The sequence below is a fragment of the Allokutzneria sp. NRRL B-24872 genome, from assembly GCF_002155965.1.
Classification (GTDB): Bacteria; Actinomycetota; Actinomycetes; order Mycobacteriales; family Pseudonocardiaceae; genus Allokutzneria.
This window is the reverse complement of record NZ_MUMH01000027.1, coordinates 1-26,473: the sequence shown is the minus strand read 5'-3', so window position 1 is coordinate 26,473 and position 26,473 is coordinate 1. Positions and strand designations below refer to the sequence as shown.

The window sequence follows — 26,473 nt, the reverse complement described above, 5'->3', positions numbered from 1 at the left end:
AGCGGGGTGCGCAGCTCGTGCGCGGCGTCGGCGACGAAACGGCGGGTCTGCTGCTCCGAGGTGCGCGCGTGCGCCTCGGCGCCCTCCAGCGCGTCGAGCATCTGGTCGAAGGCGACGGCGGTGCGGCCGAGCTCGGTGTTCGTCCGGATCGGGGCGAGGCGGCGGCCGCGGTCGCCGAGCGCGATCGACCGGGACAGCCCCGCCATCACCTCCAGCGGGCGCAGCGCCAGGCGCACGGTCACGATCAGCACGATCACCGTGAGGCCGAGCGTTCCCAGTCCCACCAGCAGGAGCACGTTGCGCAGCCGGTTCTGCGCGGGCTCCGGCGAGTCGGTGAGCAGGATGACGCTGTAGCCGCCGCCGACGGGCTTCTCCAGCTGGACGGTCCCGCCCAGCTCGGCGATCGACTCGACCTCGCCGTTGAAGTTGAACAGCTTGCGGTCGGGTCTGCGCACGAGAACGGTCACGCCGCCGAAGCTGTACTTCGCGGAGAAGTCGGTCGGGTAGATGATGCGGCCCCTGGCGGCGCGCTCGACCTGCGAGAGCTTGGCCTCGACCTTGACGTCCAGCTCGCGCTCGGACTGCAACTGGAACGCGGTCTGCACCGTGAAAGCCATGGCCAGCAAGGCGATTCCGACGACAAGGATCACCATCAGGGTGACCCGCCTGCGCAGCGAGAAGGTGCGCAGCCCGACGTTGCGGGTGCTCACGACTCGTCTGCCCGCAGCACGTAGCCGAGTCCGCGCACGGTGCGCAGCAGGCGCGGACCACACGCTTCGAGCTTCCGGCGCAGCGCGCTCACGTGCACCTCGACCAGGTTCGGGTCGTAGTCGTCGTAGCCCCACACACCGGTGAGGATCTGGGTCTTGCTGACCACCCGCCCGCGCTGCGCCGCCAGGTAGCTCAGCAGCCGCAGCTCGGTCGCGGTCACCTCGATCTGCTCGCCGCCGCGCATCACCACGCCCGAGTCCGCGTCGATCACCAGGTCCGCGACCTGCACCACCGACGGCACCCGGCGCAGCCTGCGCAGCACCGCGCCGATCCGCGCGACCAGCTCCTCCAGCTCGAACGGCTTGACCACGTAGTCGTCGGCGCCGCCGTCCAGCCCGCGCAGCCGGTCGCTCACCGCGTCCCGCGCGGTCAGCAGCACGACACCAGCTTCGCTGCGCCGCCGCACGACCTCCAGCAGGGCGAAGCCGTCGCGCCCCGGCAGCATCACGTCCAGCACGACGAGGTCGGGGCGGAACGCCTGGAGTTCCTCCTCCAGCGCCGAGCCGTCGGGATGCCCGGCCACCGCGTAACCCGCGTCCGCGAGCGCGGCGAGCACGGCGATGCGGATCGTCTCCGCGTCCTCGATGACCAGGACCCTGGCTGGCTCACTCACCGGCCCATTCTCGCGGCTCGGGCTGAAGCGCCGCTGAACGACGCGGCCGGTCCGGAAATGAGAGCGTTTCCAAGCAGGTAGAAGCGCTAAGCTACTTTCGTTCAGACACGAGACGGAAGGCGGAGCGGCGTGCGGCGACCGGCAGCACCACCCACCCTGGAGGACGTCGCGGTGCGCGCCGGGGTGTCCAGGGCGACCGTCTCGCGCGTGATCAACAACCAGCCCAGGGTCAGCCCGGAGACCGCCGCGACGGTGCTCTCCGCGGCCGCCGAGCTGGGCTACACGCCGAACGCGGCGGCCCGCTCGCTGGTCACCCGGCGCACCGGAGCGGTCGCCGTGGTGCTCTCCGAGCCCGAGAGCATGATCTTCGACGACCCGTTCTTCGCCGCAGTGGTGCGCACCGCCTGCAACGAGCTGGCCCGCCACCAGCAGCAGATGGCGCTCCTGCTGGCGCACCGCCCGGAACAGGCCGAGCGCGTCGAGCGGTTCCTGCGCGCCGGGCACGTCGACGGAGTGCTCATGTTCAGCCCGCACCGCGACGACCCCCTGCCCGACCAGGTCCGCCGCCTGCCCGTGCCCGTGGTCTTCGGCGGGCGCCCGTGGCTGGCGGAGGACGGGCTGCACATCGTCGACGCCGACAACCTGGGCGGCGCCGAGATGGCCACGCGGCACCTCGTGGAGCGCGGGCGGAGCAACACCGTCACGATCACCGGGCCGTTGGACCACCGCGCCGCCGTGGACCGCCTCGAAGGCTGGCGGCAGGTGACCGGCGCCGACCAGGCCGCGGTCCGGCTGCGCAGCGCCGAGGGCGACTTCACCAGGACGGGCGGGGAGCGCGCCATGGCCGAACTGCTCGCCCGCGTGCCCGACCTCGACGGCGTGTTCGCCGCGAGCGACCACATGGCAGTCGGGGCGCTGCACGTGCTCCAGCAAGCCGGACGAGCCGTGCCCCGCGACGTGTCCGTGGTCAGCTTCGACGATCACCCGTCGATCGCGGCCTCCGCGCGGCCCGCGCTGACGGCGGTCCGGCAGGACCCGATCGGCATGGTCGCGGAGATGGTCGCCAGCCTGCACGCCCTGCTCGACGGCGAGGACCTGGCCCCGTCCTGCCGCATCCTCCCCGCCACGCTGACCGAGCGCGCTTCGGTCTGAGCTAGCGACTCCGCGTCGTGGTGGTCGGCGCCGGCGTGGTCGTTGTCGTGGTGGGTTGCGCGGGCGTCGTGGTCACAGTCGTCCTGGCTGCGGGCGTCGTGGTCGCGGGCGTCGTGGTGCGCCTCGGGAGCACGGGGCGTCGGATGCTCGGACCGCTTGTCGAGGTCTGAACTGAAGTGCTGGAAACCTCGGTGCACGGGGCAGTCGTCGTGGTCGGCGTCGGCTCCGTGGTGGTCGTCGGTGTGGTGGTCTTGATCCGCCTGGGGCCGGTCGTGCTCGTCGGCGTGGGGCACGGCGGGAGCGGTGCTGGCGGCGGGGGCTCGCTCGTCGTCATCGGCGGCGCGGGCGTGGGCTCGGGCTCAGGTGGGGAGATGGGCCGGGCGCGCTGCACCAGCGGCGGGAGCTCGGGCAGCGGTGCGAGGCCCAGCGAGTACCCGATGGCGAGGCCGAGCACCTTGGCCACGTAGGCGTTGGAGTGGTTGTAGCGGAACACCGCCGTCGCCAGCTGCTCGGGCTCGCGCAGGTCGAGGTCGCCGGAGCAGAGGTAGCGGCCCGCCGAGAGCGCCGCGTCGTAGATGTTGTGCGGATCGGCTTTCCCGTCGCTGTTGCCGTCGACCCCGTAGCGGGACCAAGTGCCGGGGATGAACTGCATCGGCCCGACCGCGCGGTCCCACACCGGGTCCCCGTCGAGCTTGCCGCCGTCGGTGTCCGCGATCGCCGCCATGCCCGGCCCGCCCGACAACACCGGGCCGAGGATCGGGGTCGGCGTGGTGCCATGCGCGTCGACCTGGCCGCGCGCGTGGTTGGACTCGACCTTGCCGATACCCGCCAGGTAGGACCAGTGCAGACCGCAGCCGGGGATGTCCTTGGCCAGCGCGCGGTCCGCGCGGAGGTAGGCGTCCAGCACCGGGCCGGGAATGCCGTAGCCGACGTCGCGCAGCGGGTCGAACGGCGCGTCCTCCCACGGAGCGTCAGCGGTCGCGCTCTCCTCCAGATCGGGCCCCGTGCGCAGCGCGTCCACCAGTCGCTGGCTCACCTCGTCGCCCGCATCCGGCTTCGCCTCGACGAGATTTCCCAGGAGGGCCGTCATCGCGTGCTCCGATTCCACACGCGCCGCCGAGGGGATGAAACCGGTCCGCACGGAGACGAACGCCGACGGCACGACGAGCGCGGTGACAGCCAGCGAGAGCCCGACGCGAACCCGCTTCGGCCGAGGTGCGAACTGAGCCACAGGCGCCCTTTCGTCCGAGGATGCGCGCGCAACGTCCAACCACGCCAGCATTCCCCGGCCCAGCGCCCCTGTCGCGCCGAACCCCCGAACAGGCGACCCCACCCGCCTCCACGTTCAAGCCCTCAATGACTCATTCAGCTACTCCAACGCGCTGAATGACTCATTGAGGTACTTGAACCACCTGAATGACTCATTCAGGTGGTTGAGCGGACCAAACGCGGCATTGGCGCGCGTGGACGTGGGGGCCTCAGGTGGGGGGCACGGTGTTGTCGCGGACGATGTCGGCGAACAGGCGCGCGGAGTCCTTGAGGGTGCGCTGCTGCGTCTCGAAGTCCACGTGCACGATGCCGAAGCGCTGGCGGTAGCCGAAGGCCCACTCGAAGTTGTCGAGCAGCGACCACGCCAGGTAGCCCCGCACGTTGGCGCCCGCGCTGACCGCGTCGTGCACGGCGCGCAGGTGCTCGACGAGGTAGTTGCGGCGGCCGGTGTCGTGGATGCGGCCCTCGGGCGTCACGACGTCCTCGAAGGCGGAACCGTTCTCGGTCACCAGCAACGGCAGCCCGGGAGCCTGTTCGCTCAGCCACACCAGCAGATCGCGCAGCGCGGCGGGCTCCTGCTCCCACCCGATGCCGGTCAGCGGCCCGCGAGGCGGCAGCATGTCGACGCCGCGCAGGCCGGGCAGGTGGCTCTGCGGAACGTAGTCCGGAGCGGCCGGAGCGACGCGCGTCGGGCTGTAGTAGTTCACGCCGAGCCAGTCCAGCGGCGCGGAGATGATCTCAAGATCTCCCTTCTGCACCACGGCTTCCAGTGCGCCGACGTGCGCGATGTCGGCCAGGACGTCGGCCGGGTACTCGCCACGTACGACGGGGTCGAGGAAGATCCGGTTCTGCAACCCGTCAGCCTTGCGCTGCGCCTCGCGATGAGCCGGATCATCGTGGTCGATGCGCACGGGCGAGAAGTTGAGCACGAGCGAGAACTTGTGGTTGGCCGGAGCCTGCGCGCGCATCGCCTGGGTGGCGAGCCCGTGCCCGAGCAGCAGGTGGTGCAGCGCACGCAACGCCTGCGCCGCATCGGTTTCTCCGGGCGCGTGCACGCCGCTGAAGTACCCGAGGTAGGCGGAGCAGAACGGCTCGTTGAGCGTCGTCCACTCCGTGACGCGATCACCGAGGTGCGAGTGCACGACGGCCGCGTAGTCGGCGAAGCGCGCGGCGGTGTCGCGCACGGTCCAACCACCGTTGTCCTGCAAGGCTTGCGGCAGGTCCCAGTGGTAGAGCGTTGGCAGCGGCTGGATGCCCGCTTCGAGGAGCGCGTCGACGAGCCGGTCGTAGAAGGCCAGACCCGCGCGGTTGATCGTGCTGGAGCCGGTGGGCTGCACGCGCGGCCACGCGATGGAGAAGCGGTACGCGGGCAGGCCGAGCCGCCGCATCAGCGCGATGTCCTCGGGGTAGCGGTGGTAGTGGTCGCACGCGACGGCACCGGTGTCCCCGCCGTCCACCTTGCCGGGGGTCGCGGCGAAGGTGTCCCAGATGGACGGTCCTCGTCCGTCCACAGTGGACGCGCCCTCGATCTGGTACGAGGAGGTCGCGCTGCCCCACAGGAAACCCGTGGGAAAGCGCAGTTCCTCCTGAACCCGGACCGGATCGGTCGTGGTCATCGTGATCCCCTCATCCCTTTACCGCTCCCTGCATGATCCCGCCGACCACCTGCCGCGCCAGCAACAGGAACAGTGCGATCACCGGCAGCACCCCGAGCGAGGTGCCCGCCAGCATCAGCGAGTAGTCGGTGAAGTGACCGCTGGCCAACGTGGACACCGCGACCTGGACGGTCGGGCTGTCGTTGGGGTCCAGCACGATCAGCGGCCAGAAGAAGTCGTTCCACGCGGTCATGAACGTCAGCATCGCCAGCACCGCGGCCTGCGGGCGGATCGCGGGCAGGCCGACGTGCCAGAACGTGCTCAGCACCGAGCAACCGTCCATCCGCGCCGCCTCGACCAGCTCCGGCGGCACGGACTCCTCGCACGCCTGGCGCATCAGGAACACGCCGAGCGCGCTCACCAGCGCGGGGAAGATCACCGCCTGGAGCTGCCCGTACCAGTCGAGCTCGGCCATCATCAGGTACAGCGGGATGACGCCGAGCTGCGTCGGAACCATCGCCGTACCAACGACGACGAGGAACAGCGTGTTGCGGCCCCGGAAACGCAACCGCGCGAAGGCGAAGCCCGCCAACGAGGACAGCAGCACGTTGGACACCGTCACCGAGCCCGCCACGATCAACGAGTTCTGCACGGCGGCCCAGAAGTCGACCGTGTCGAAGACCCGCGCGATGTTGGCGAACAGGTTGCCGCCGGGCACGAGCGGTGGCGTGGCCTCGCCGAGCGCCGAGTTGTCCTTGCTGGCGATGACGAAGGACCAGTACAGCGGGAACACCGAGGCCAGCATGACCGCGGCGAGCGCGCCGTAGACGAACACCCCGGGGCGCCTCACGAGTCACGCACCGAACGCCGGGTGACCATGAAGTTCACCAGCGCGAACACCAGCACCACCACGAACAGCATCCACGCGATGGCCGAGGCGTATCCGGCGTCGAACACCCGGAAACCCTTCTCGTACAAGTACATCGTCAACGTCTGGTACTGCCGGTCGCTGCCGCCGACGCCCGCGGTGCCCTTGGGGTCGAACAGCGCGGGCTCGACGAAGAGCTGGAGCCCGGCGATCGTGGACACCACGACGGTGTAGAGGATCGTCGGCCGGATGCTCGGCACGGTGATCGACCAGAACGCCCGCCAGCGCGAGGCCCCGTCCAGCTCGGCCGCCTCGTACTGCTCGCGCGGCACGGACTGCATGGCCGCGAGGTAGAGCAGCGCGTTGTAGCCGGTCCACCGCCACATCACCATCGCGCTGACCGCGACGTGCGAGGAGAAAACCCCCGCCTGCCAGTCGATCCGGTCGATGCCGACGAGTTCGAGCAGCCAGTTCACCATGCCGAAGTCGCGGTCGAAGATCTGCGTGAACACCAGTGCGACGGCGACCACCGACACCACGTTCGGCAGCAGGATTCCCGCGCGCCACACCGTCTTCGCCTTCAGACCACGGTCCAGCAGGGCCGCGAGGCCGAGCGCCGCGAGCAGCTGCGGGACCGTGGAGATCAGGAACAGGCTGACCGTGTTGAACAGGGCGTTGTAGAACAGCGGGTCCGCCAGCAGCGCCGCGTAGTTGTCGAGCCCGACGAAGCCCTGGTTGCCGTCCGCGAGCTGCCAGTCGTGCAGCGACACCCACGCGGTGTAGAGCAGCGGGAACAACCCGAACACGCCGAACACCAGGAAGAACGGTGCGATCAACAGGTACGGCGTGAATCGCGTGTCCCAGCGGGAGAACATCACTTCAGCTCAGCGCGGGACTGGTTCAGCGCCTGGGTCATCGCCTCCGGCGGCTGCTGCTTGCCCTGCTCGACGCGCAGCAGCGCCTCCTGGAACTTGGGGCGCACCAACGAGTCCTGCGTGCCGCGGTAGTTCGGCTTCAGGCTCTCCGCCGAGGAGGCGAAGATCTGGCCGACGGGCGCGCCGGAGAAGTACTCGTTGGTCTTGCCCTGCACGGTCGCATCGCGTAGCACCGACGGCTGGCTGGGCAGGTTGCCGGTCTTGTCGAAGATCTTCTTCTGCCGCTCGGGGGCGGTCAGCCACTTCGCCACCTCGGCGGCGGCCTGGATGTTCTTGCCCTGCTTGGGAACCATCAGGAACGAGCCGCCCCAGTTGCCGCCGTTTCCGGGGACCGAGGCGACGTCCCACTTGCCCTTGGCGCCCTCGCCGGCGCCCTCGGCGATCTGCGCGAGCGCCCACGCCGGGCACACCTCGGTGGCGAAGCCGCCCTGCTTGAGGCCCACGGTCCACTGCTGGCTGAACGGCTTCACGCCGGAGGTCCTGCCCTTGGCGGCAAGCCCCGCGGAGAGGTCGAAGGCCGCGCGCACCTTGGGGTTGGTGTCGGCGATGAAGGAGTCGTCGGCCTTGGCGAAGAAGCCCTCACCGGCCTGGTTGATCATCGCGAGGAAGACCTGCTCGGCCGCGCTGACGAACTTCACGTCGGGCTTGCGCTCGGCGAAGCGGTCGGCGGTCCTGGCGTAGTCCTCCCAGGTCGGCCAGAGCTTGCTGACCTCGGCGCGCTCGGTCGGCAGCCCGGCCTGCTGGAAGAGGTCCTTGCGGTAGCAGACCGCGAGGCTGCCCACGTCGGTGCCGACGCCGAGCACGTAGGAGCCGTTGTCGGTGACGCCCTGGTTCCACTTCCAGTCCAGCCACTGGCCGGAGAGGTCCTTCGCGCCGAAGTCGGCCAGGTTGACGAACTTGTCCTTGGAGCCGCGGAACTTCGGCAGCCAGCCCTCCTCGACCGCGACCACGTCCGCGGCGCCCTTGCCGCCCGCGAGCTGGGTCGCCAGCTGCGAGTGGTGCGCGTCGAACTCCAGCTTGCGGTTCTCCAGCTTGACCCCGGGATGCGCCTTCTCGTACTCGGCGAAGAGGTCCTCGTAGCCGAAGTCGGCGAAGGTCGCGATGGTGATCCTGGTCTGCCCAGAGCCCGAACCCCCGCCGCACGCGGCGAGCCCCGTGCCCACCAGCGCCGCCGCGCACGCGGCCACCGCCACCCTGACCGTCCTGTTGCGCATCCCGTCCTCCTTGACGTGCTCCGCCTACCCGGTCGCCGCCCACTGACACCGTTGCGAGAGCGCTCTCACGATGCAGTGGCCAGCGTCACCCGTCAAGAGGCAACAGCAAGTGAATCCTTTTCGCTACCCGTCGTGCATCCGGAAGTCGTATCGGGCGGGAAGCGGCTCACCGGGACACGCCCGCGCCCACAGCCGGTCCAGGCTGACCTCGCCTTCTCGCAGATCAGGGACCTCGATCCCGGCACGCAGCAGTTCGGCGGCCTCCTCACGGCGCCCAGCCTCCAGCGCCGCGCGCACCCGGGCCAGCCGCAGCCGCGGGCGCTCGGCAACCTCCGGCCGAAGGCTGTCCAGCAGCGCGAGCGCGTCCGCTCCCTCGCGCGCGCTCACGGCTTCGACGGCCAACTGCCAGACATGCGGAGCCTCAGCCAGCGCATCGGCCAGTAGGTCCGCGTCGTTCGTGAGCAGCCCGAGCCCCCGCAGCGCCCACGCGCTCCGCCGAAGTTCAAGAGACCGCTCGTAGTGGTGGCGCGCCTGCTCGTTCCTGCCGTCCGCGTGCGCGATCACCGCGCGGTGGTAGTGCGTCGCCCAGTTCTGCGGCGCCTCGGCCAGCCTCCGCTCCCACTCCGCGCCGATCACGTAGGACGTCGGCTCCCCTTCGGGAAAGGTGCCGTCCCTCAGCAGCTCAAGCCACGGTTGCTGCTCGACCCCGAGGGCGCCCTCCGGGAAGCTCACGCCCCTGATGCGCAGGTCTTCAAGCGCGCCCCATCCGCTGCCCAGCGAGAAGATCTCTGTCGGCTCCAAGTCCCAAGCCGCGTCATCCAACTCGGCCTCCATGTCGGCGGGCCCATAAGCCTCGACCCAACGGATCTCCCCGGACAGCGGCACGTGCTCGTACTGCGTGTGCGCGAGCCCGGCCTGGATCTCGCAGTACGGCCCACCGCCGAGCCAGTCCTGCCAGCGCTTACCGCCAACCGAGGTCCCCCAGCAGAACTGCTTGCGCCCCTTGAGCTCGGGCGTGGACATCTGCTTGAGCCCGCGCCCGCTCGCGTCCACGGCGGCGATCCACGGCTCTTCGACCAGGTAGAAGTAGTCCGCCGCAGCGGACGAGCGCGCGGGGTGCTCCACCGCGTCATCAACGTCCACTTCGGACAGAGAACCCTCGTATGACGTGCGGTAGGCCGTCTTCGCCGGAGCGACCACGCGCAGGTCCGACGTCTCGCGCACCGCCGCGTTCGACCACCAGTACATCGGAGTGTCCTCAGCGGACGGATTGTGGATGCGCACTCCGATGTACAGCGCGGAGGACTCCGGCGGGAGCCAGGCGTCGATGGAGAACACCACGCCGCGCAGGCGCTCCCACTCCCACATGCGCAGACGATCCTCACCAACGCGCGCGGCGAACAGCGGCGAGCACGTCGTGGGGCTGTGCCCGCGCGTCCCGATGTTCCACTCCACGCCGCCCGCGAACCACGCGTTGCGCAGTGCCAGGTTCGCCAGCTGGAGCACATCCGGCACGTGCAGCAGCTCGCGGCCGTCCCGCTTGTCCAGCAAGGACCACAGCCGCCCACCCCACCCGGGCAGGAACGTCGCGCGCAGCCTGGAGTTCTCCAGCACGACAGTGTCCACAGTGGTCAGTTCGGCATCGCGCCCGTACCCGTCCTGCATGAGATACGGCATCATCGTGCGAACTTGCCCGTACGGAAACCCCATGTCGTACGGGGTGTCCAGCAGGCCTCCGAGCGGCGGCAGCGGATTGGGCTCGCCCAACGGCACCACTGGGATCTCAAGCCATCCTCGCCGCAGCACTACTTCACCGCGCCAACAGTGAGCCCCTCGATGATCCGCCTGCCCAGCCACACGTACACCGCCAGCATCGGCAGCACGAGAATGCAGACGCCCGCCAGCAGAGCGCCGTAGTCGGAGCCGGAGTACTGCTGCGTCTGGAGGAAGCCCAGAAGCGACAGCGACAACGTCTGCTTCTCGCTGTCCTGGATGAAGACCAGCGCGATGAACGTCTCGTTCCACAGGCCGATCAGGTTGAGCAGCAACGCGGTCACCAACCCGTTGCGCGCCAACGGCAGCACGATCTGCACGAACGTGCGTACCGGGCCGGAGCCGTCGATCTCCGCCGCCTCCTCGACCTCCTCCGGCAACGAGCCGAAGAACCCGGTCAGCAGGAACACCGTGAACGGCAACGACAGAGCGACGTAGAGCACGAACAAGCCCGACAGGCTGTTCACCAAGCCCGCGTCCTGCATGAGCACGAACAGCGGGATCACGATGACCTGCACCGGAATCCCGATGCCCAACGCGAAGAACACCGCCATAGCACTGGACAGACGAGTGCGGCTCTTCGCCAACGCATAGGCCGCAGGCGCCGAAACCACGACAACGACAACCGAAGCGGCTACGACGAGCACGACCGTGTTCAGCGCGGCCTGCCCGAAGTTGCTCTCCGACCAGGCGCGCACGAAATTCTCGATCTGCCCGAACGTCTCGACGCCCCAAGGTGAATCGAAGATCGCCGTGTGCTCGCGCAGCGCGGACACACCCATCCACAGCAGCACCCCTAGGTTGAACACCACGAGCGCCCACACCGCGCCGATCCCGAAGCGACGCATCAGAAAGCCACCGCCTCTCGACGGAGGAGCCTGCGCAGCAGCACCACGAGCACGGTGATCACGGCGAGCGTCACCACGGCCGAGGCTGAGGCGTAGCCGAACTGGTACTGAGGTGTCCGCCCGCCGAAGGTCGCCCCGTACACGAACAGCGCGCTGTTCCACACGGTCACCGTCGGCATGTCGTTGGTGTTGCCGCCGAACGCGTAGATGAACTCGAAGATCTTCAGCGAGGAGATCGTCCAGATCACCGCCGCCGTGGCCACCACGTCCCAGGACAGCGGCAGCGTGACGTGCCGGAACCTTTGCCACGCAGTGGCTCCGGCCAGCGAGCAGTCCTCGTAGAGGTCCGGCGGGATGCGGTCGACACCGGCCATGATCACCGTCGTGTAGAAGCCGGTGTTCACCCAGATCAGCCCGATCATGATCACGCCGAGCAGGTGGTCGCCGAGCCAGTTCACCCCGGTGCCCCCGGTCAGCGCGGCCCACGCGGAGTTCACCAGGCCCTCCGGCGTGCGGAACAGGAAGCCCCACAGCACCGACAGCACCAGCGGCGAGATGATGTACGGGAAGAACAGCACCGCGCGCACGAAACGCTTGCCGCGCATGTCCCGCAGCACCATCGTCAGCCCGAAGCTCACCGCGAACGTGACCGCGCCGACGACCACCAGGATCAGCAGCGTGTTCCCGAACGCGGCGAGGAAGGTGTCGTCGCTGAACAGGATCTCGTAGTTCTGCAGGCCGCGCGGCTCCATCTCGCCGACGCCGTCCCACTTGTGGAAGCTGATCCACAGCGAGGCCAGCGCCGGGCCGATGAAGAACACCACGTAGAGCACGAGCGCGGGCAGCAGGAACGGCCAGAACGTCTTGCGGCGCCGTCGAGCCAGCGCGCCACCGCCCGCGACCGCCTTGCGCGGCCGGGCGACCGGGATCGCCGTGACAGACACTAACGGTGCTTCTTCCAGTAGTTGACCTGGCGCTCGGCGAGCTGGGTCAGGAAACCGTCCACTTCGGACTTCCCCTTCACCAGCAGGTCGTTGGCGGGGTAGAACACCTCGTCGACGTAGCCGGGGTAGTCCGCCTCCAAGCCGTCCAGCGGCCGCGAGACCGGCAGCTCGGCGGTGGCCTTGGCCAGACCGGCCAGCTCCGGCGGCGCGGGCAGGGCGGGGTTCGGCGTGAGGTTCTTCGCCTCGGTCGCGATCCGGCCGAGGTGCTGGTCCTTCATGAAGAACGCGATGAACCGCTCGGCGGCCTCGGGGTTCTTGGCGCGCTTGGGAATGGTGAACCCGAGCGAGCCGACCGGGATGCTCTGCCGCGCGCCGGGCAGCGGCGCGAACCGGTAGCTGAAGCCCGCCTTCGCCTTGCCGCCGGTCTCGCTCGGCGCCCAGCTGCCCATCAGCAGGAAGTCGGCCTGCCCCTGCGCCCACTTCTCCTGCACCGCAGGCCATTTGCTGCCGTCGAAGCCCGGAGCGAAGTAACCCTGCTTCGACAGATCGCGCACCGACGCGAGCACCGCGCGCACCTCGGCGGTGTCCCAGGCCTTGCCCGTCGGGTCCTTCGCCAGCTCGGAAACGCGCCCCGGCCCGAGCGCGTTCTGCAACGCGCCGACCGTCCAATAGGCGTTGTAGTAAGCGATGTCGCCGTCGAGCGCGATCGGGCTACGGCCTTCGGACTTGCTCTTCGCCAGCAGCGCGGTGAAGTCCTGCCACGTCTTCGGCGGGCTCGCGGCGATCCCCGGGTGCGCGGCGCCGTCGAACCACAGGCCGTGACCGATCACCTCGTAGGGCACCAGGAAGGGCTTGCCGTCCTTCTTCAGCGTCCCGAGGTACTTGTCGGAGACGATCTGCGAGACCTTCTTGCCGCTGCCCGGGACCTCGGCCGCGAACACCGCGCTGAGGTCGCGGAAGGCGTCGGCCTGCACGAGCGTGGCGCGGACCGGGTTCTCCTCCTGGTCGACCAGGTCCGGCAGGTCACCGCCGCGCAGCGCCGGGGTGACCTTCTTCAGCACCTCGCGGCCCTGCCACTGCACGCTGACCTTGACCCCGGTCTCGGCCTCGAAGGCGCGCACCGCCTCGGCCAGCACCTTGGCCTGCGGCTCGCTCTCCTTCCACATCGACCAGTAGGTCAGTCCCCCGCTGCCGCCCGAGGAGCCGCCACCGCACCCGGCGACGGTCAGCGCGAGCGCGCCGGTCACCAGGGCCGCTAACAGGCGGCGCGGGGATGTCGAAGCACGCAGGGCCATCGTCGCTCCCGGGAGGTTGACTGCGCGAAGCTTGCGCAATTTCGCTCATGTTTGCCGCGAAACGCGCACTAGTCAACACCCGAGACGCCAGTTTCACGCAGGCTTCGAACAGCTTCGAGCACTCAGACGCGGATGACCTCGATGCCCCGCTCCTCGAAGCGCCGCACGTCGTCCATGCTCGCCCCCACGTCGGTGACCAGCACGTTCACCTCGGAGGGCGCGCAGATCCTGGCGAAGGCGCGCGCTCCGATCTTGGAGGAGTCGGCGACCACCACGACCTTGCGCGCCCGCTCCGCGAGCAGCCGGTTGATGCTGGCCTCGCCCTCGTGGTGCGCGGCGGCGCCGGACGTCGGGTCGATGCCGTCCACGCCGAGGAAGGTCACGTCCACGGTCAGCTCGTCGAGGATCTTCGTGCCGAGCGGGCCGATCAGCTCGTAGGACTGCGGACGCGCGACACCGCCCGTGACCACGAGTTTCACCTGTGGCCGCACGGCGAGCTCGTTGGCGATGTTGAGCGCGTTGGTGACCACCGTCAGCGCCGTCTCGGAGCCGGTCTCGTGCAGGTCCGGGCGGGTCGCGAGCGCGCGCGCCACCTCGGTCGCGGTCGTGCCGCCGTTGAGCCCGACCACCGATCCCCTGCTGGCGAGGGCCGCAGCCCGCTCGCCGATGCGCTGCTTCTCGTCGGCGTGGCGCACGGACTTGTAGCGCAGCGGCAGGTCGTAGGACACCGCGTGCGCCACGGCTCCGCCCCTGGTCCTGGTCAGCAGCTGCTGACCGGCCAAGTGGTCGAGGTCGCGTCGGATGGTGGCGGCGGATGCGGACAGCTCCTCCGCGATCTCGTCGACCTCGATCCGCCCGCGCTCGGCGAGCAGTTCTAGCAGGGCGTTCAGCCGCTCATACCGGTTCACCCGGACATGATCGCCCATCTCGCTCTCGACGGTCACCGCACGGTCGTGCACTATGGTGCTTGATTAGACCGAGTTTCGCGCACTAATGCGCATCACCCGGAGGTCGTACGTGGTCGAGCAGCCCTTCGTCGTGTCCGAGATCGCCAGTCAGCCCGACTGCTGGCGCCGCGCCGCCCAGCTCTGCACCGGCGACCTGCCCGCGCGCACCGAGCGGGTCGCGGTCGTCGGCTGCGGGACGTCGTGGTTCATCGCCCAGGCGTACGCGGTGCTGCGCGAGGCGGCCGGGCACGGGCTCACCGACGCGTTCGCCGCGTCGGAGTTCCCGGTCGGCCGCGAGTACGACCGCATCGTCGCGATCACCAGGTCCGGCACCACGACCGAGGTCCTCGACCTGCTCGGCCGCGTCACGGCACCGACGGTCGCGATCACCGCGGACCCGACCACCCCGGTGATGGAGCTGGCCGGCTCCACCGTGGTCCTCGACTTCGCCGACGAGCGCTCGGTCGTGCAGACCCGCTTCGCGACCACGGCGTTGGCGCTGCTGCGCGCCAGCCTGGGCGAGTCGTTGGACGCCGCGATCACCGACGCCGAGCGCGCACTGGAGTTCCCGCTACCCCAAGAGGTCCTGGCGGCGGAGCAGTTCACCTTCCTCGGCCGCGGCTGGACCTGCGGCCTCGCCCAGGAGGCCGGGCTCAAGATGCGCGAGGCCGCGTGCGCGTGGACCGAGGCCTACCCGGCGATGGAGTACCGGCACGGCCCGATCAGCATCACCAGCCCCGGACGCGTCGCGTGGATGCTCGGCCCGGCGCCCGCCGGACTGGCCGATGACGTCGCCGCGACGGGCGGGATCTTCCTTGAGGCGCAGGGTGATCCGATGGCGGAGCTGATCAAGGTCCAGCGCCTGGCCGTCGCGCTCGCCCAGGCGCAGGGGCTCGACCCGGACAACCCGCGCCACCTGACGCGCTCGGTCATCCTCGCCGAAGACCCGCTCGCGGGGTCGAGCAGCGGCAACGCGAAGGCGGCGAGCTGACGTGCCGCTCTCCCCGACCGGCCCCATCGTCTCACCCGCCGCCAAGGCTCGGCGCGGCGTCGGCGCCTTCAACGTCATCCAGCTCGAACACGCCGAGGCGCTGATCACCGGCGCCGAGCGCGCGGGCGCTCCGGTGATCTTGCAGATCAGCCAGAACTGCGTGCGCTACCACGGTTCCTTGGAGCCGATCGGTACCGCGACGCTCGCGCTCGCCCGGCACGCGAGCGTTCCGGTCGCGGTGCACCTGGACCATGCTGAGGAGGTCTCGCTCGTGCGCGAGGCCGTCGCGCTCGGCTTCTCCAGCGTCATGTTCGACGCCTCCGCACTCGACTACGCGGACAACGTCACCGCGACGACTGAGGTCGCTCGTTTCTGCCACGAGCACGGCGTGTTCGTGGAGGCCGAGTTGGGCGAGGTCGGCGGCAAGGACGGCGTGCACGCCCCTGGCGCGCGCACCGACCCCTCCGAGGCTCGCGCTTTCGTCGAGGCGACCGGCGTGGACGCGCTCGCGGTCGCCGTCGGCAGCTCGCACGCGATGCTCACCAGGGACGCGTCGCTGGACTTCGACCTGATCTCGCAGCTGCGTTCGGCCGTCCCGGTTCCGCTCGTGCTGCACGGGTCCTCGGGCGTGCCCGAGCGCGACCTGGCCAAGGCCGTCGAGCACGGCATGACGAAGGTCAACATCGCCACCCACCTCAACAAGGCGTTCACCGCCGCGGTCCGGTCGTCGCTGGCCGCCAATCCCTCCACTGTGGACACTCGGAAGTACTTCGGTGTCGCGCGGGAAGCGGTCGCGGCGGAGGCCGAGAAGCTGTTGGGCGTGCTCGGCGCGGCACCGTGATCCTCACGGTCACGCTCAACGCGGCGCTGGACATCACCTACACCGTGCCGTCGCTGGTTCCCGGTACGACGCACCGCGTGCAGGAGGTCTCCGAGCGCGCGGGCGGCAAGGGGATCAACGTCGCTCGCGTGTTGCACCAGCTCAGTTTGCCAGTGCTGGCAACAGGTTTCGCCGGTGGTTTGCCGCTCGGCGATCTCCCGCACTCGTTCGTTCCGTTGTCCGCGTCGTCACGGCGCACGGTCACGGTGGTGGACGACGGCGGGGCGACCCTGCTCAACGAGCCCGGTCCGGCGGTCAGCTCAGCGGAGTGGCAGCGTTTCGTCGACCATTTCCGCCTGCTCGCCCGCGAGGCGACGGTGGTCGTGCTGTCCGGCAGCCTGCCGCCAGGCGTTCCCGTGGACGCCTACACCCAGCTCGTGTCCACTGTGGACTGCTTGACCGTTGTGGACACGTCGGGAGTGGCGCTGTCGCACGCGGTGTCGGCACGACCCGATGTCGTCAAGCCGAACGCGGACGAACTCCGCGAGGTGACCGGGCACCGGTCACCTCAGGCTGGCGCCGCCGCGTTGATGCACGACGGCGCGCGAGCAGTGGTGGCCTCACTCGGCCCTGAAGGGCTGCTGGCCATGACGGGGACCGAGTCGTGGCAGCTCGCTCCGCCCGGCGCTTTGGCCGGAAACCCCACGGGCGCAGGCGATGCGTGCGTCGCGGGCATCGCGGCCGGGCTGCACGCGGGTGCCACGTGGCCCGCGATCCTCCGAGAAGCTGTGGCCCTTTCGGCCGCCGCCGTGCTCCACCCGGTGGCAGGCGGCTATGACCCGGACGCCTACGAACAGCTTCGCGCAAAGCTGCCCGATGCCAGAAAAGCGCTGCGGTAAACCGATTCCGACGTGAAGGCCCTGGCGATCATCGTCACGCGTGTGCGAATGTGCTTGAAACATGCTTATTCCGCTCACCTTCACTCAGGAGTTGCGATGGAACAGCACGGGGTGTCCAGGCGATCGATGCTCGGCGGAGCCGCCGTCGCCGGGATCGGACTCGCGGCGCTCGGCACCGCGGAAGCGGCGGCGTCACCTGACGCGTGGCCGAAACCCCAGGGGCGCAGCATGATCGGCGTTCCGTTCGAGCCGAGGCAGACCGTGCGCGTCGGCATCATCGGCCTCGGCAACCGCGGCGCGGGCATGCTCCCGTTGTTCCTCGCCGTGCCCGGCGTCAAGATCACCGCCGTCTGCGACACCCGTCCGGCAGCCGTCGAGAGCGCCGTCAAGGTCGTGCGCGCCGCCGGGCAGCCCGAGCCCGCCCGCTACGGCAAGACCGACCGCGACTACGAGAACCTGGTGCGGCGCGAGGACATCGACTTCGTCTACGTCGCCACGCCGTGGGAGTGGCACGTTCCCATGGCCGTCTCGTCCATGCGCAACGGCAAGCACGTCGGCGTCGAGTGCCCGCTCGCCGTCACGATCTCCGAGCTGTGGGAGCTCGTCGACACCTCCGAGCGCACGCGGCGGCACTGCATCCAGCTGGAGAACTGCTGCTACGGCCAGAACGAGCTGCGCGTGCTCCGCATGGCCAACGCCGGCCTGTTCGGCGAGCTGCTGCACGGTGCTGGCGCGTACATCCACGACCTGCGCGAGCTCCTGTTCTCCGACACCTACTACGCCAACGAGTGGCGGCGCGCCTGGCACACCAAGCTCAACGCCGACCACTACCCCACCCACGGCCTCGGCCCCATCGCCGCGTACATGGGCGTCAACCGCGGCGACCGGATGGTGCGCATCACCTCCATGGCCACCGCCCCGCTCGGCCTCGCCGACTACCGCAAGGACCACGAGGAGCCCGGTGACTCGTCGTGGCGCGAGCGCTACGTCAAGGGCGACACCACGATGAGCATGATCCAGACCGAGAGGGGTCGGCTCATCCGCTTGCAGCACAACGTGTCCAACCCCTATCCGTACAGCCGCCTCAACCAGCTCGCCGGCACGAAGGGCGTCTTCGAGGACTACCCCGCGCGGGCCTACCTGGAGCCCAAGTCGAGCGGCCACAAGTGGGGCTCCTTCGACGAGTACAAGTCCTACGACCACTGGCTGTGGAAGGACATCGGCCCAGGCCCCGGCGGGCACGGCGGCATGGACTACCTGATGCTGTACCGGACCATGCAGACGATTCGGTTGGGTTTGGTGCCGGACATCGACGTGTACGACTCGGCGGCGTGGAGCGCTCCGGTGGCGTTGAGCGGGGAATCGTTGAAGCGGGGTTCGATGCCCATGGCGTTCCCGGACTTCACGCGCGGTCGGTGGCAGGAGTCGCGGCCGGGGTTGGATTCGGCGAAGCCGGTCGGCTGAGCTTCCAGCTGGGGTACGGCTGGGCTTCCGGCTTGCACCGGCTGGACTTCCAGCTGGGGTACGACTGGGCTTCCACGTCGGGGACGGCTCGGCTTCCAGCAGGGGAACGGCTGTTCTTTAGCTCGTTCCAGCTGGGTTTCCAGGTCTGCGGAACTGGTCTTCCAGCGGGGGAACTGCTGGTTCCAGCGTGGGGGTCGGCTTGACCTGGGGCCCCTTGCGCGTGCCCTCATTGGCCGGGCGGGCACGGGATGAATCCCGACCCACGCGAGCAAGCGTATGGCACGCGCACCCCAGGTAAAGCCGACCCAGTTTCGCTGTCGGCTGAAAGTTCGCGCTGTTGTTGCGCTGCAACGGATTTGACGCGCCGTGAGGACTTGCTAAAATTGAGGTATCCAGCAGTTAGGGAGGTGTGATCATGTTGGATACCAATGCTATCGGGTCTCTTTTGAGAGATCATCTCGAACTAAGCGATGTCTACCAGTTGTCTGAGGATGAGCATCTGGCGTTCTTGACGAAGCTGGAGACCATCACGAATTTGTTGACGGCAGTGAAGATCGACGCCGCTGCGCATGCTGAGGATCGCGGGTTGCACACCCTGCTGGGGTGTCGGAGCATCGCGACGCTGTTGCGGTCGCACTTGAGGATTTCTCCGGCGGAAGCGAAGCGACGCTCGCAGCTCGTAGAAGACTTGCCCGGTGTGCCCGACACGCGGGACGCCTTGTACGCAGGCAAGATCAGCAGTGATCACGCCGCCGTCATCGCGGATGTCATCAAGAACATCCCGGCCGAGGCGGCTGACGATGCCGAAGAAACCCTGCTGGACCACGCGCCCGACCTCACCCCGCGCGAGTTGATGTGCGTGGGCAAGCGAGTCCGGTCGCACTTCGACCAGGAGGGCGCGTTCAAGGACGAGCAGGCAGCAGTGGAAGCGCGCTCGTTCAAGATGACCAAGAACCAGCACGGGTGGCTCGTCTTCAACGGATGCCTGCCCCCGATCGAAGGCGCGATGGTCGAAGAAGCACTGCACGCCGTGTCGAAACCGCGACCGGTCGGTGGGGAGAAGGACCCGCGCACGATCGAACAGCGCTACGCCGACGGACTCTGCGAGCTGGTCACCGTCGCGATGTCCACCCACGACCTCCCCATGAGCGGCGGAGTTCGCCCCCAGGTCGTGGTCACGGTCAGCTGGGACAACCTCGAACAGGAAACCGGCTGCGGCCAGACCGACTGGGAAGGCGAAGCCACCGCCTCACTCCTGCGCCAACTCACCTGCGACGCCGAAATCATCCCCGTCGTCCTCAACGGCGAGAGCATCCCCCTCGACTACGGGCGCTCCGTCCGAACCGCTCCCCCGCCCCTGCGCAGAGCATTGGCCTTGCGGGACAAGGGATGCGCGTTCCCCGGATGTGATCGGCCACCGGCATGGACGGAAGCCCATCACGTATTGCACTGGGCAGAGCATCGCGGTCCGACCGACCTCAACAACATGACCCTGCTCTGCTCGCACCATCACCATGTGATCCACCGAGGCGACTGGAAGATCGTCTTCAACGACGACGGCCGACCGGACTTCATCCCGCCGACGTGGGTCGATCCGGACCAGAAACCCCGGCGCAACATCAGAGTCGACCCACGCCTCATGGCGTAGACGCCCGCGCGACAACGGAAGGGGGTGTGTTCAGCATGCGCACTAACAAGCGCCGCGCCCCGATAACGCAAGGGGCACAACACAACCGAGGCTTTACCTGGGGTGCGCGTGCCGTACGCTCGCGCGAGGGCCGGGTTCTCCACCCGTGCCCCTGTGAGGCCCAGGGGCACGCGCAAGGGGACCCCAGGTCAAGCCGACCCCGCGCTGGAAAGCAGCAGGGGTGGCACCGGTTTCCGGTGCCACCCCAACCACAACCGACGCTCTTAGAAGCGCAGCGTCCAGGAGTTCACGGTGCCCGAGTCACCACGGGCCACGTCCTGCACCCGAAGCTTCCAGGTGCCGTTCTTCACCTTGCTGCCGACGTTGACCGTGTAGGTCTCGTTGACGTTGTCGGCGCTGTCGTAGGCGCTGGAGTTCTTGACGCGGAACGCCGCGCCGTCCGGAGCGATGACGTCGATCACCAGGTCACCGCGGTAGGTGTGGGTGATCTTGACCTCGGCCTTGACGGAGGTGGCGTTGCCGTCGCAGCGGGCGACGACCACGGGGCTCTCGACGGTCTTCAGGTCACCGATGGCTACGGCGCCGCCGCTGGTCACCGCGTCACAGGTGGGCGGAGGAGTGGTGCCGCCGCCACCGACGAAGAGCAGCTTGTTCGGCGAACCGGCGCCCGGGTTGGTCACCTTGCCGTTGGTGGCGTCGGCGACGAGCTTGTCGCGCACCTGGGCCGGGGTGAAGGTCGGGTTCGCCGCGAGCACCAGTGCCGCGCCACCGGCGACGTGCGGCGTCGCCATCGAGGTGCCGCTGATGGTGTTGGTCGCGGTGTCGCTGTCCTTCCACGCCGACGTGATGCCGACGCCGGGAGCCCAGATGTCCAGGCAGGTGCCGAAGTTGGAGAACGAGGCCGACGCGTCGGTGTTCTGCGTCGCTCCCACGGTGATCGCCTCGGGCGTGCGCGCCGGGGAGACCGTGCACGCGTCCTGCGGGCGACCGAAGATGTCACCGTTGCCGGCCGCGATGGCGAAGGTGATGCCCTTGGCGATCGCGTTCTTGATCGCGGTGTCCAGCGCGTCGTTCGCGCCACCACCGAGGCTCATGTTCGCGACAGCGGGCTTCACCGCGTTGGCGGCGGTCCAGTCGACACCGCCGATGACCTGCGCCCAGGTACCGGAGCCCTGGCAGTTCAGCACGCGCACACCGACGATCTTGGCGTCCTTGGCGACACCGTAGGCCGAGCCGCCGACGGTGCCCGCGACGTGCGTGCCGTGGCCCTGGCAGTCATCGGTGTTGTCGTCGTTGTCGATGAAGTCGCGGCCCGAGCGGGCGCGGCCACCGAAGTCCTGGTGCGTCTGGCGGACACCGGTGTCGATGATGTACGCGGTGACGCCCTCCGAAGAGGGGTAGGTGTAGGACTTGTCCAGCGGCAGGTCGCGCTGGTCGATCCGGTCCAGGCCCCACGTCGGGTTGGGCTGGGTGCCGGTCAGCTTCACGGTCTTGTTCTGCTCGACGTAGTCGACGTCGGGGTTCGCGGCCAACTTCTTGGCCTGCGCCTCGGTCATCTCCACGGAGAAGCCCTGGAGCGCGGTCGCGTACACCAGTCCGACCTTGCCCTGGTACTGCTGCGCGAGCGCCCCGGCCTCGGAGCTGACGGCAGCGGCCGTCCGCACCTTGTCCTTGAGCACCACGATGTAGCTGTTGGCTACGGCATCGGCTCCACCGGCGTTGCGCACGGCGCCCTCAGCCGGTGCGGCGGTCGCGGTGGAACCCAGGGCCACCAGGCTCATCGCCAGGGTGGCACCGAGCACCGAGGCAGCGGCGAACCGTGCCCTGGTCCTGTGCTTGCGAGTCATATCGCGGTCCTCTCTCCTCCATGCACGTCCGACGCCCGTCGTAGCGGGAGCCGAGCAAGGAAAAGCGCACGTCCTCCCCACGGCAGGGGTTTCTGCCCGTGGGGTCAAGGAAACGGAGTACTGATCTGAACGTCCGCGCGAACGTGAGATCGATGTTAGGCACGCTTCCCCGAGTTCGTACAGACACGAATTTCAACGACCGAAGCGCACCAGAAGTAAAAACTCGCCCAATTCCCGGGAAATGTAAAGCAGACGAAGTTCGGCGACTTTATCGCAGTACAAACGACCAGTCGATACGCCAACAAGCACCACAGCGCTACCCCGAGCCGCCCACGCCGAACGGCGGCTTGGTTAGCCCAAACCGCCCTATAGGCAAACCCGCAGCTCAGAGAGCTGTGTCCGGGAGACCGTCGGAGTGCAGACGTTGTTACCTGCACGTATACCGAAAACAACCGCCCGGGAGTCGCCGCGACCGTGACACGAACAGCCCACAGCACGCGTGAAACCGGTCATAGCTTGTTCCACACTCCTCCAGAGACGGAACTAGCGCATCTCCAGGTGGCACGGCTCAGAAAAGAACCCCCGTTCGTCGTAACGGGAGCAGCAACTCGAATGGCGGCGCTAGCGGATGTGCGGCCACCGTTCGGCCCAGGTCGAGACCTCACCGGCCTCCCTGGTGCCCAGCCGGCGGAACTCCACGGCGGCCTCGGCCCACGCGCGTTCGGTGCTCGCGACGTCGCCGGAGATCGCGTGCGCGGCGCCGACGTCGCGCAACGTTCGGGCGCGCCACACGGGCAGCCGGATCTCTCCCCAGTCGACGAGCGCCTGGCCGAGGTAGTCCAGCGCGCGCTCCGGCTCGCCCATCGCGATGTAGCACTCGCCGAGGGTCCGCCTGGCCAGCGCTACGCCGAAGGTGTCGTGCAGCTCGCGGCAGCCGTGCAGGCACTCCAACAGCATCGGCTCCACCTCGGCCGCCCCGCCGCGGCGGATGCGCACCTTCGCCAGGGCCTGCGCGGTGTACTGGACCAGCAGCGCGTCGTCGACGGCCGTCACGATGTCGTGCGAGCGCGCGCAGTACTCCTCCGCCGCCGCGAGGTCGTCGGCCGCGCGGTGCACGAGCCCGATCCCGCGCAGCGCCAGCGCTTCGCCGCGCTCGTTGCCGACGAAGCGGTACATCTCGGCCGCCTGGTTGAGCGTGCGCAGCGCCGCGCTGTCCTCGCCCAGCTCGCGGTAGGAGTAGCCGATCCCGTAGAGCGCGTGCGCGACGCCCTCCTCATCACCCTGGTCCGCGAGCAGCCTGCGCGCGCGGTTGAGCGCGGGCAACGCGGCGGAGTGCTCGGCGAACTCGCGGTTGACCATGCCGATCCCGTTGAGCGCAACGGCTTCCCCGCGCGCGTCACCGGCCTCGGTGAACAGGGTCAGCGCGGTCCGGAAGTGCTCGCGCGCGGTCTCGAAGTTGTCGCGCTTGTAGAACATCTGGCCGAGGCTGCATTCGAGCGCGGCCTCACCGTGACGCAGCCCGGCCCTGCGCAGCGCGGCCAGCGCGGCGTTGTGCGTCCGCTCCCACCCGTCGTAGCGGTTGCGCACCGCGAACCACGCGAACACCAGCGCCTCGGCCAGCCCGGCGGCGGGCTCGGCGAGGTCCAGCTCAGCCGCGCGCTCCACGGCGGTGATCAGCGCGGCCTCCTCCTGTTCGAACCAGCTGTCCGTCTCCGGCGTGCGATTTCGCTTGGAGGGCAAGGAGTTCAGCTCCGTCTGGCACAACCGGGGCACCGCGGGCGGCAGGTTCTCGACCAGAGACTCCACAGTGGACAGAAGGGCGGAGACCGCGCGGTGCACGGCCTCGCGGCGCACCTCCTTGTCGTCCTCCAGTTCCGCGCGCTCGCGGGCGTGGATGCGGACCAGGTCGTGCACGCGGTAGCGCGGCGGCTCGCTCGGCTTGCTGATCACATCGACGAGCTGCGCGTCCACCAGCTGCTCGAAGACGTCCTCGGCCTCGTCCTCGCACACGTCGAGCAGCGGTGCGGCCAACCACCCGGGCAGGTTCGCGTAACCGAGCGCGCCGAGCAGCCGGTACGCGCGCCTGCTCCGCTCGTCCAGCCCGAAGTAGGTGACGGCGAGGCCGGTGCGCACCGCGAGGTCGCCGACGGACAGCTCATCAAGGCGCTGGCGTTCGTCGCGCAACCTGCGCAGCAACCGCGACACCGGCCAGTGCGGGCGCGCGGCGAGCTTGGCGCCGGTGATCCGGATCGCCAACGGCAGGTAGCCGCACAGCTCGACGACCTCCGTCACCGCGTCCGGTTCGGCCTTCGCGCGGTCGTCGCCGAGGACGCGCGCGAACAGCACGCGTGCGTCCTCCGGCGGCAGCACGTCGAGCGGAACCCTTGTCGCGCCTTCGATCCCGGAGAGCCGCTGACCGCTCGTCACGATCACCAGGCACCCGGCTCCGCCCGGCAGCAGCGGTCGCACCTGCGCTTCGCCCGCCGCGTCGTCGAGCACCACCAGCACGCGCCGTCCGGCCAGCTCCGCGCGCCACAGCGCCGCGCGTTCCCTGAGCCCGTCCGGGATTCGCTCGCTCGGCACGCGCAGCGCCCGCAGCAACGCGTCCAGCGCGGCCTCCGGCGCCGCGGGGCTGTGGTCGGCGGATTGCCCGTGCAGCTCAACGAAGAGCTGCCCGTCCGGATAGCGGTCGGCGAGGCGGTGCGCCGCTCGGATCGCCAGCGCCGTCTTGCCGACTCCGGTGGGCCCGTCGAGCCACCACACCCGCAAAGCAGTGTCCACAGTGGACACCGTGAGCCTGCGCAGTTCTCGTTCTCTACCAGTGAAGTCGTGCACATCGCGCGGGAGGTAGTTGCGCGTGGCCTGATCGCGAGCGCTCGCCGCCTCACCGCTGAAACCGGCCGCACCTGGACGGCCTTCCAGGATGTCCAGGTGGAGACGTTGCAGGTCGGGTCCAGGCTCGATGCCGAGTTCTTCGGTGACCGCGCGCCGTGCCTCCTGGAACACGCGCAGGGCTTCGGCGCGGCGACCGCAGCGGTAGAGCGCCTTCATCAGCTGACCGCGCAGGCGTTCCCGCAGCGGGTTGTCCGCGACCAGCGTCGGCAGCTCGGTGGCCAGCTCCGCGTGCCTGCCCAGCGTGAGGTCGGCGTCGATGCGCGCCTCGACCGCGGCCAAGCGCTCCTCTTCGAGACCGGGGAAGAACCGCTCGCGCATCCAGTCCGAGCCGACGTCGGCGAGCGCTCGGCCCCGCCACAGCGCCAGCGCGCCGCGCAGGAGTTCGCTCGCGCGACCGGGATCGCTCTCCTGCATCGCGGCGGCGACGCGCGTCCGGAACACGTGCAGGTCGACCTGGTCGGGGCGGACGGCGAGCAGGTAGCCGGGCGGGCTGTAGCGCAACGACACCGAGGGCAGCAGCTGACGCAAGTGGGAGATGTGCACCTGGAGCGCCTTGCGCACGTGCGGCGGCGGCTCGTCCCCCCAGACCGCGTCGATCAACCGCTCGGCCGGGGTGATCCGGCCGGCGTCCAGCAGCAGCATCGCCAGGATCTGACGGGACTTCGGCGGCGGCGGGTCCAGGCGGGCTCCCGCCTCCCAGACCTCAACCGGGCCGAGAATGCGAAAGTCCACCGTGGCCCTCCGTGCTCGGACGGTCGATGGCCAATTGTTGGTGGTGCCGTCCGGTATGTCTGCCTCCGACTGTCGCAGCCGACACCAGAAAACTTGATACCCATTGCCGAAATGCCGGGTGGGGACCCGCGCCCCCACCCGGCTCCGCACCGGGCGTCAGGGGTGGCTGCCGCCGTAGAAGGTCCGGCTGCTCAGGGTGCGCTTGACCTGGCGGACCTTGTTCTTGGAGTTGCCCTCGATCAGCGTCACCGAGCTTCCGGACACCGATTTCACGATTCCGATGTGGGTGCTGGTCTTCGTGCTGGACGGGCCCGTGCCGAACAGCAGCACATCACCCTTGGTGGCCTTCTTGAGGTTGCCCTTGCCGTAGGACTTGCCCTTGCGCTTGCCCCACTTGTAAACGTCGCCGGTGAAGGCGTACTTATCAATGCCGACCCCGGCCTTGCGCCAGACCCAGGTGGCGAAGAGCGCGCACCACGCCACGCACTTCTTCGAGTACTTCGTGCAGTTGCTGCCGTTGGGCTTCTCCCCGTTGCCCTTCTCGGCGTTGGCGATCTTGACGATGTTGTCCTTGAGCGCCATGGCATTGAGGTCGTCGGCGCTCGTGTCGTCCTCGGCGGGGTCCGGCTCGGTGCCCGTCGCCCGAGCCGCTTCCTCCTCCAGGAACTCGCGGAGCTCGGCGCCGGTCAGGCGCGCGCCGTGCTCGTCGAGCACTTCCAGCACCGCCGGGGCCGGGTCAACCGGAGCGGCCGATGCGGGCACGGACACCGAGCTGACGGCCACCGCCGCGCTCATGCCGACGATCACGAAGCCACGACCGAGGCGTCGGAGAACACTGCTTTCCATCGCTGCATCCCCTCTTCTGGTGCCCAGCGGCGGCAGGGGTTGCCGCTAGGACACCGCCGCCAGGTCTCCCTCGCGGCCACCCCACCGTCCTCCGCCCGCCCTAAGCC

Annotated in this window: 21 protein-coding genes; 6 read left to right on the top strand and 15 right to left on the bottom strand. The window is 69.2% G+C overall.

What is annotated here, in order from left to right:
* Positions 1 to 710: HAMP domain-containing protein (locus tag CCN37_RS08045; RefSeq protein WP_210407921.1), on the bottom strand; the 710-nt coding region annotated here is incomplete at its 3' end.
* Positions 707 to 1,384 (bottom strand): response regulator transcription factor, encoded by a 678-nt coding sequence (locus CCN37_RS08040; RefSeq protein WP_086820043.1) that lies wholly within the window; start codon positions 1,382 to 1,384, stop codon positions 707 to 709. The genes CCN37_RS08040 and CCN37_RS08045, both read right to left, overlap by 4 nt.
* Positions 1,385 to 1,513: 129 nt before the next feature.
* Between CCN37_RS08040 and CCN37_RS08035 the strand changes: the two genes are divergently transcribed.
* On the top strand, positions 1,514 to 2,536 hold the full coding sequence (locus tag CCN37_RS08035; RefSeq protein WP_086820042.1) for a LacI family DNA-binding transcriptional regulator: 1,023 nt from the start codon (positions 1,514 to 1,516) through the stop codon (positions 2,534 to 2,536).
* Position 2,537: 1 nt separating this feature from the next.
* Here the strand turns inward: CCN37_RS08035 and CCN37_RS38860 are convergent, their stop codons facing one another.
* The 10 genes from CCN37_RS38860 to CCN37_RS07985 all read right to left on the bottom strand — a co-directional run bounded on the left by CCN37_RS38860 (position 2,538) and on the right by CCN37_RS07985 (position 14,185).
* Complete coding sequence (locus CCN37_RS38860) at positions 2,538 to 3,767, bottom strand: lytic transglycosylase domain-containing protein (protein WP_246842886.1); 1,230 nt, start codon at positions 3,765 to 3,767, stop codon at positions 2,538 to 2,540.
* Between the two features lie 247 nt (positions 3,768 to 4,014).
* Positions 4,015 to 5,421: a GH1 family beta-glucosidase gene (locus CCN37_RS08025; RefSeq protein ID WP_168200569.1), complete on the bottom strand. Its 1,407-nt coding sequence runs from the start codon at positions 5,419 to 5,421 to the stop codon at positions 4,015 to 4,017.
* Positions 5,422 to 5,431: 10 nt separating this feature from the next.
* Positions 5,432 to 6,205 carry a carbohydrate ABC transporter permease gene (locus CCN37_RS08020; protein WP_086820047.1) on the bottom strand — a complete coding sequence of 258 codons (774 nt, stop codon included), beginning with the start codon at positions 6,203 to 6,205 and terminating at the stop codon, positions 5,432 to 5,434.
* A gap of 41 nt (positions 6,206 to 6,246) precedes the next feature.
* A complete protein-coding gene (locus tag CCN37_RS08015) occupies positions 6,247 to 7,143 on the bottom strand; it encodes a carbohydrate ABC transporter permease (RefSeq protein ID WP_086820048.1) in 897 nt (298 codons plus the stop codon).
* Positions 7,143 to 8,417, bottom strand: coding sequence for an extracellular solute-binding protein (locus CCN37_RS08010; protein WP_086820041.1), 1,275 nt, complete (start codon positions 8,415 to 8,417; stop codon positions 7,143 to 7,145). The genes CCN37_RS08015 and CCN37_RS08010 overlap by 1 nt, the downstream gene beginning before the upstream one ends.
* Positions 8,418 to 8,540: 123 nt before the next feature.
* Positions 8,541 to 10,223, bottom strand: a complete 1,683-nt coding sequence (locus CCN37_RS08005; protein WP_210407920.1) for a DUF5107 domain-containing protein — start codon at positions 10,221 to 10,223, stop codon at positions 8,541 to 8,543.
* Entirely contained in the window at positions 10,223 to 11,038 is an 816-nt protein-coding gene (locus tag CCN37_RS08000) for a carbohydrate ABC transporter permease (RefSeq protein ID WP_086820039.1), read from the bottom strand. The genes CCN37_RS08005 and CCN37_RS08000 overlap by 1 nt, the downstream gene beginning before the upstream one ends.
* The gene (locus tag CCN37_RS07995) at positions 11,038 to 11,982 is read right to left on the bottom strand and encodes a carbohydrate ABC transporter permease (protein ID WP_086820038.1); all 945 of its coding nucleotides are present in this window, start codon (positions 11,980 to 11,982) and stop codon (positions 11,038 to 11,040) included. Before CCN37_RS07995 ends, CCN37_RS08000 begins: the two co-directional genes overlap by 1 nt.
* Complete coding sequence (locus tag CCN37_RS07990; protein ID WP_086820037.1) at positions 11,982 to 13,277, bottom strand: ABC transporter substrate-binding protein; 1,296 nt, start codon at positions 13,275 to 13,277, stop codon at positions 11,982 to 11,984. Before CCN37_RS07990 ends, CCN37_RS07995 begins: the two co-directional genes overlap by 1 nt.
* Before the next feature lie 122 nt (positions 13,278 to 13,399).
* Positions 13,400 to 14,185, bottom strand: coding sequence for a DeoR/GlpR family DNA-binding transcription regulator (locus CCN37_RS07985; protein ID WP_086820046.1), 786 nt, complete (start codon positions 14,183 to 14,185; stop codon positions 13,400 to 13,402).
* A gap of 109 nt (positions 14,186 to 14,294) precedes the next feature.
* On the opposite strand from CCN37_RS07985, the gene CCN37_RS07980 reads away from it, so the two are divergent.
* From CCN37_RS07980 to CCN37_RS07960, 5 genes are all read left to right on the top strand, one after another.
* Positions 14,295 to 15,215, top strand: coding sequence for an SIS domain-containing protein (locus tag CCN37_RS07980; protein ID WP_246842885.1), 921 nt, complete (start codon positions 14,295 to 14,297; stop codon positions 15,213 to 15,215).
* A gap of 1 nt (position 15,216) precedes the next feature.
* A complete protein-coding gene (locus tag CCN37_RS07975) occupies positions 15,217 to 16,056 on the top strand; it encodes a class II fructose-bisphosphate aldolase (RefSeq protein ID WP_086820035.1) in 840 nt (279 codons plus the stop codon).
* Positions 16,053 to 16,934 carry a 1-phosphofructokinase family hexose kinase gene (locus tag CCN37_RS07970; protein WP_086820034.1) on the top strand — a complete coding sequence of 294 codons (882 nt, stop codon included), beginning with the start codon at positions 16,053 to 16,055 and terminating at the stop codon, positions 16,932 to 16,934. Before CCN37_RS07975 ends, CCN37_RS07970 begins: the two co-directional genes overlap by 4 nt.
* Positions 16,935 to 17,030: 96 nt before the next feature.
* Positions 17,031 to 18,398 (top strand): Gfo/Idh/MocA family protein, encoded by a 1,368-nt coding sequence (locus CCN37_RS07965; RefSeq protein WP_086820033.1) that lies wholly within the window; start codon positions 17,031 to 17,033, stop codon positions 18,396 to 18,398.
* A 415-nt stretch (positions 18,399 to 18,813) separates the two neighbouring features.
* Positions 18,814 to 20,046, top strand: coding sequence for an HNH endonuclease signature motif containing protein (locus tag CCN37_RS07960; RefSeq protein ID WP_143261487.1), 1,233 nt, complete (start codon positions 18,814 to 18,816; stop codon positions 20,044 to 20,046).
* A 263-nt stretch (positions 20,047 to 20,309) separates the two neighbouring features.
* On the opposite strand, the gene CCN37_RS07955 is transcribed toward CCN37_RS07960, so the two are convergent.
* From CCN37_RS07955 to CCN37_RS40705, 3 genes are all read right to left on the bottom strand, one after another.
* Positions 20,310 to 21,893 carry a S8 family peptidase gene (locus CCN37_RS07955; protein WP_210407919.1) on the bottom strand — a complete coding sequence of 528 codons (1,584 nt, stop codon included), beginning with the start codon at positions 21,891 to 21,893 and terminating at the stop codon, positions 20,310 to 20,312.
* 621 nt (positions 21,894 to 22,514) lie between these two features.
* On the bottom strand, positions 22,515 to 25,520 hold the full coding sequence (locus tag CCN37_RS07950; RefSeq protein ID WP_086820031.1) for an AfsR/SARP family transcriptional regulator: 3,006 nt from the start codon (positions 25,518 to 25,520) through the stop codon (positions 22,515 to 22,517).
* A 156-nt stretch (positions 25,521 to 25,676) separates the two neighbouring features.
* Positions 25,677 to 26,366, bottom strand: a complete 690-nt coding sequence (locus tag CCN37_RS40705) for a CHAP domain-containing protein (protein WP_210407918.1) — start codon at positions 26,364 to 26,366, stop codon at positions 25,677 to 25,679.
* Positions 26,367 to 26,473: the final 107 nt, after the last annotated feature.

Excerpts from the sequence above, each read along its gene's own strand:
- CCN37_RS07990 (WP_086820037.1), bottom strand. The coding sequence starts at position 13,277 with ATGGCCCTGCGTGCTTCGACATCCCCGCGCCGCCTGTTAGCGGCCCTG.
- CCN37_RS07960 (WP_143261487.1), top strand. The coding sequence starts at position 18,814 with ATGTTGGATACCAATGCTATCGGGTCTCTTTTGAGAGATCATCTCGAA.
- CCN37_RS08015 (WP_086820048.1), bottom strand. The coding sequence starts at position 7,143 with ATGTTCTCCCGCTGGGACACGCGATTCACGCCGTACCTGTTGATCGCA.
- CCN37_RS07965 (WP_086820033.1), top strand. The coding sequence starts at position 17,031 with ATGGAACAGCACGGGGTGTCCAGGCGATCGATGCTCGGCGGAGCCGCC.
- CCN37_RS08020 (WP_086820047.1), bottom strand. The coding sequence starts at position 6,205 with ATGCTGGCCTCGGTGTTCCCGCTGTACTGGTCCTTCGTCATCGCCAGC.
- CCN37_RS07955 (WP_210407919.1), bottom strand. The coding sequence starts at position 21,893 with ATGACTCGCAAGCACAGGACCAGGGCACGGTTCGCCGCTGCCTCGGTG.
- CCN37_RS08010 (WP_086820041.1), bottom strand. The coding sequence starts at position 8,417 with ATGCGCAACAGGACGGTCAGGGTGGCGGTGGCCGCGTGCGCGGCGGCG.
- CCN37_RS08025 (WP_168200569.1), bottom strand. The coding sequence starts at position 5,421 with ATGACCACGACCGATCCGGTCCGGGTTCAGGAGGAACTGCGCTTTCCC.
- CCN37_RS40705 (WP_210407918.1), bottom strand. The coding sequence starts at position 26,366 with ATGGAAAGCAGTGTTCTCCGACGCCTCGGTCGTGGCTTCGTGATCGTC.
- CCN37_RS08000 (WP_086820039.1), bottom strand. The coding sequence starts at position 11,038 with ATGCGTCGCTTCGGGATCGGCGCGGTGTGGGCGCTCGTGGTGTTCAAC.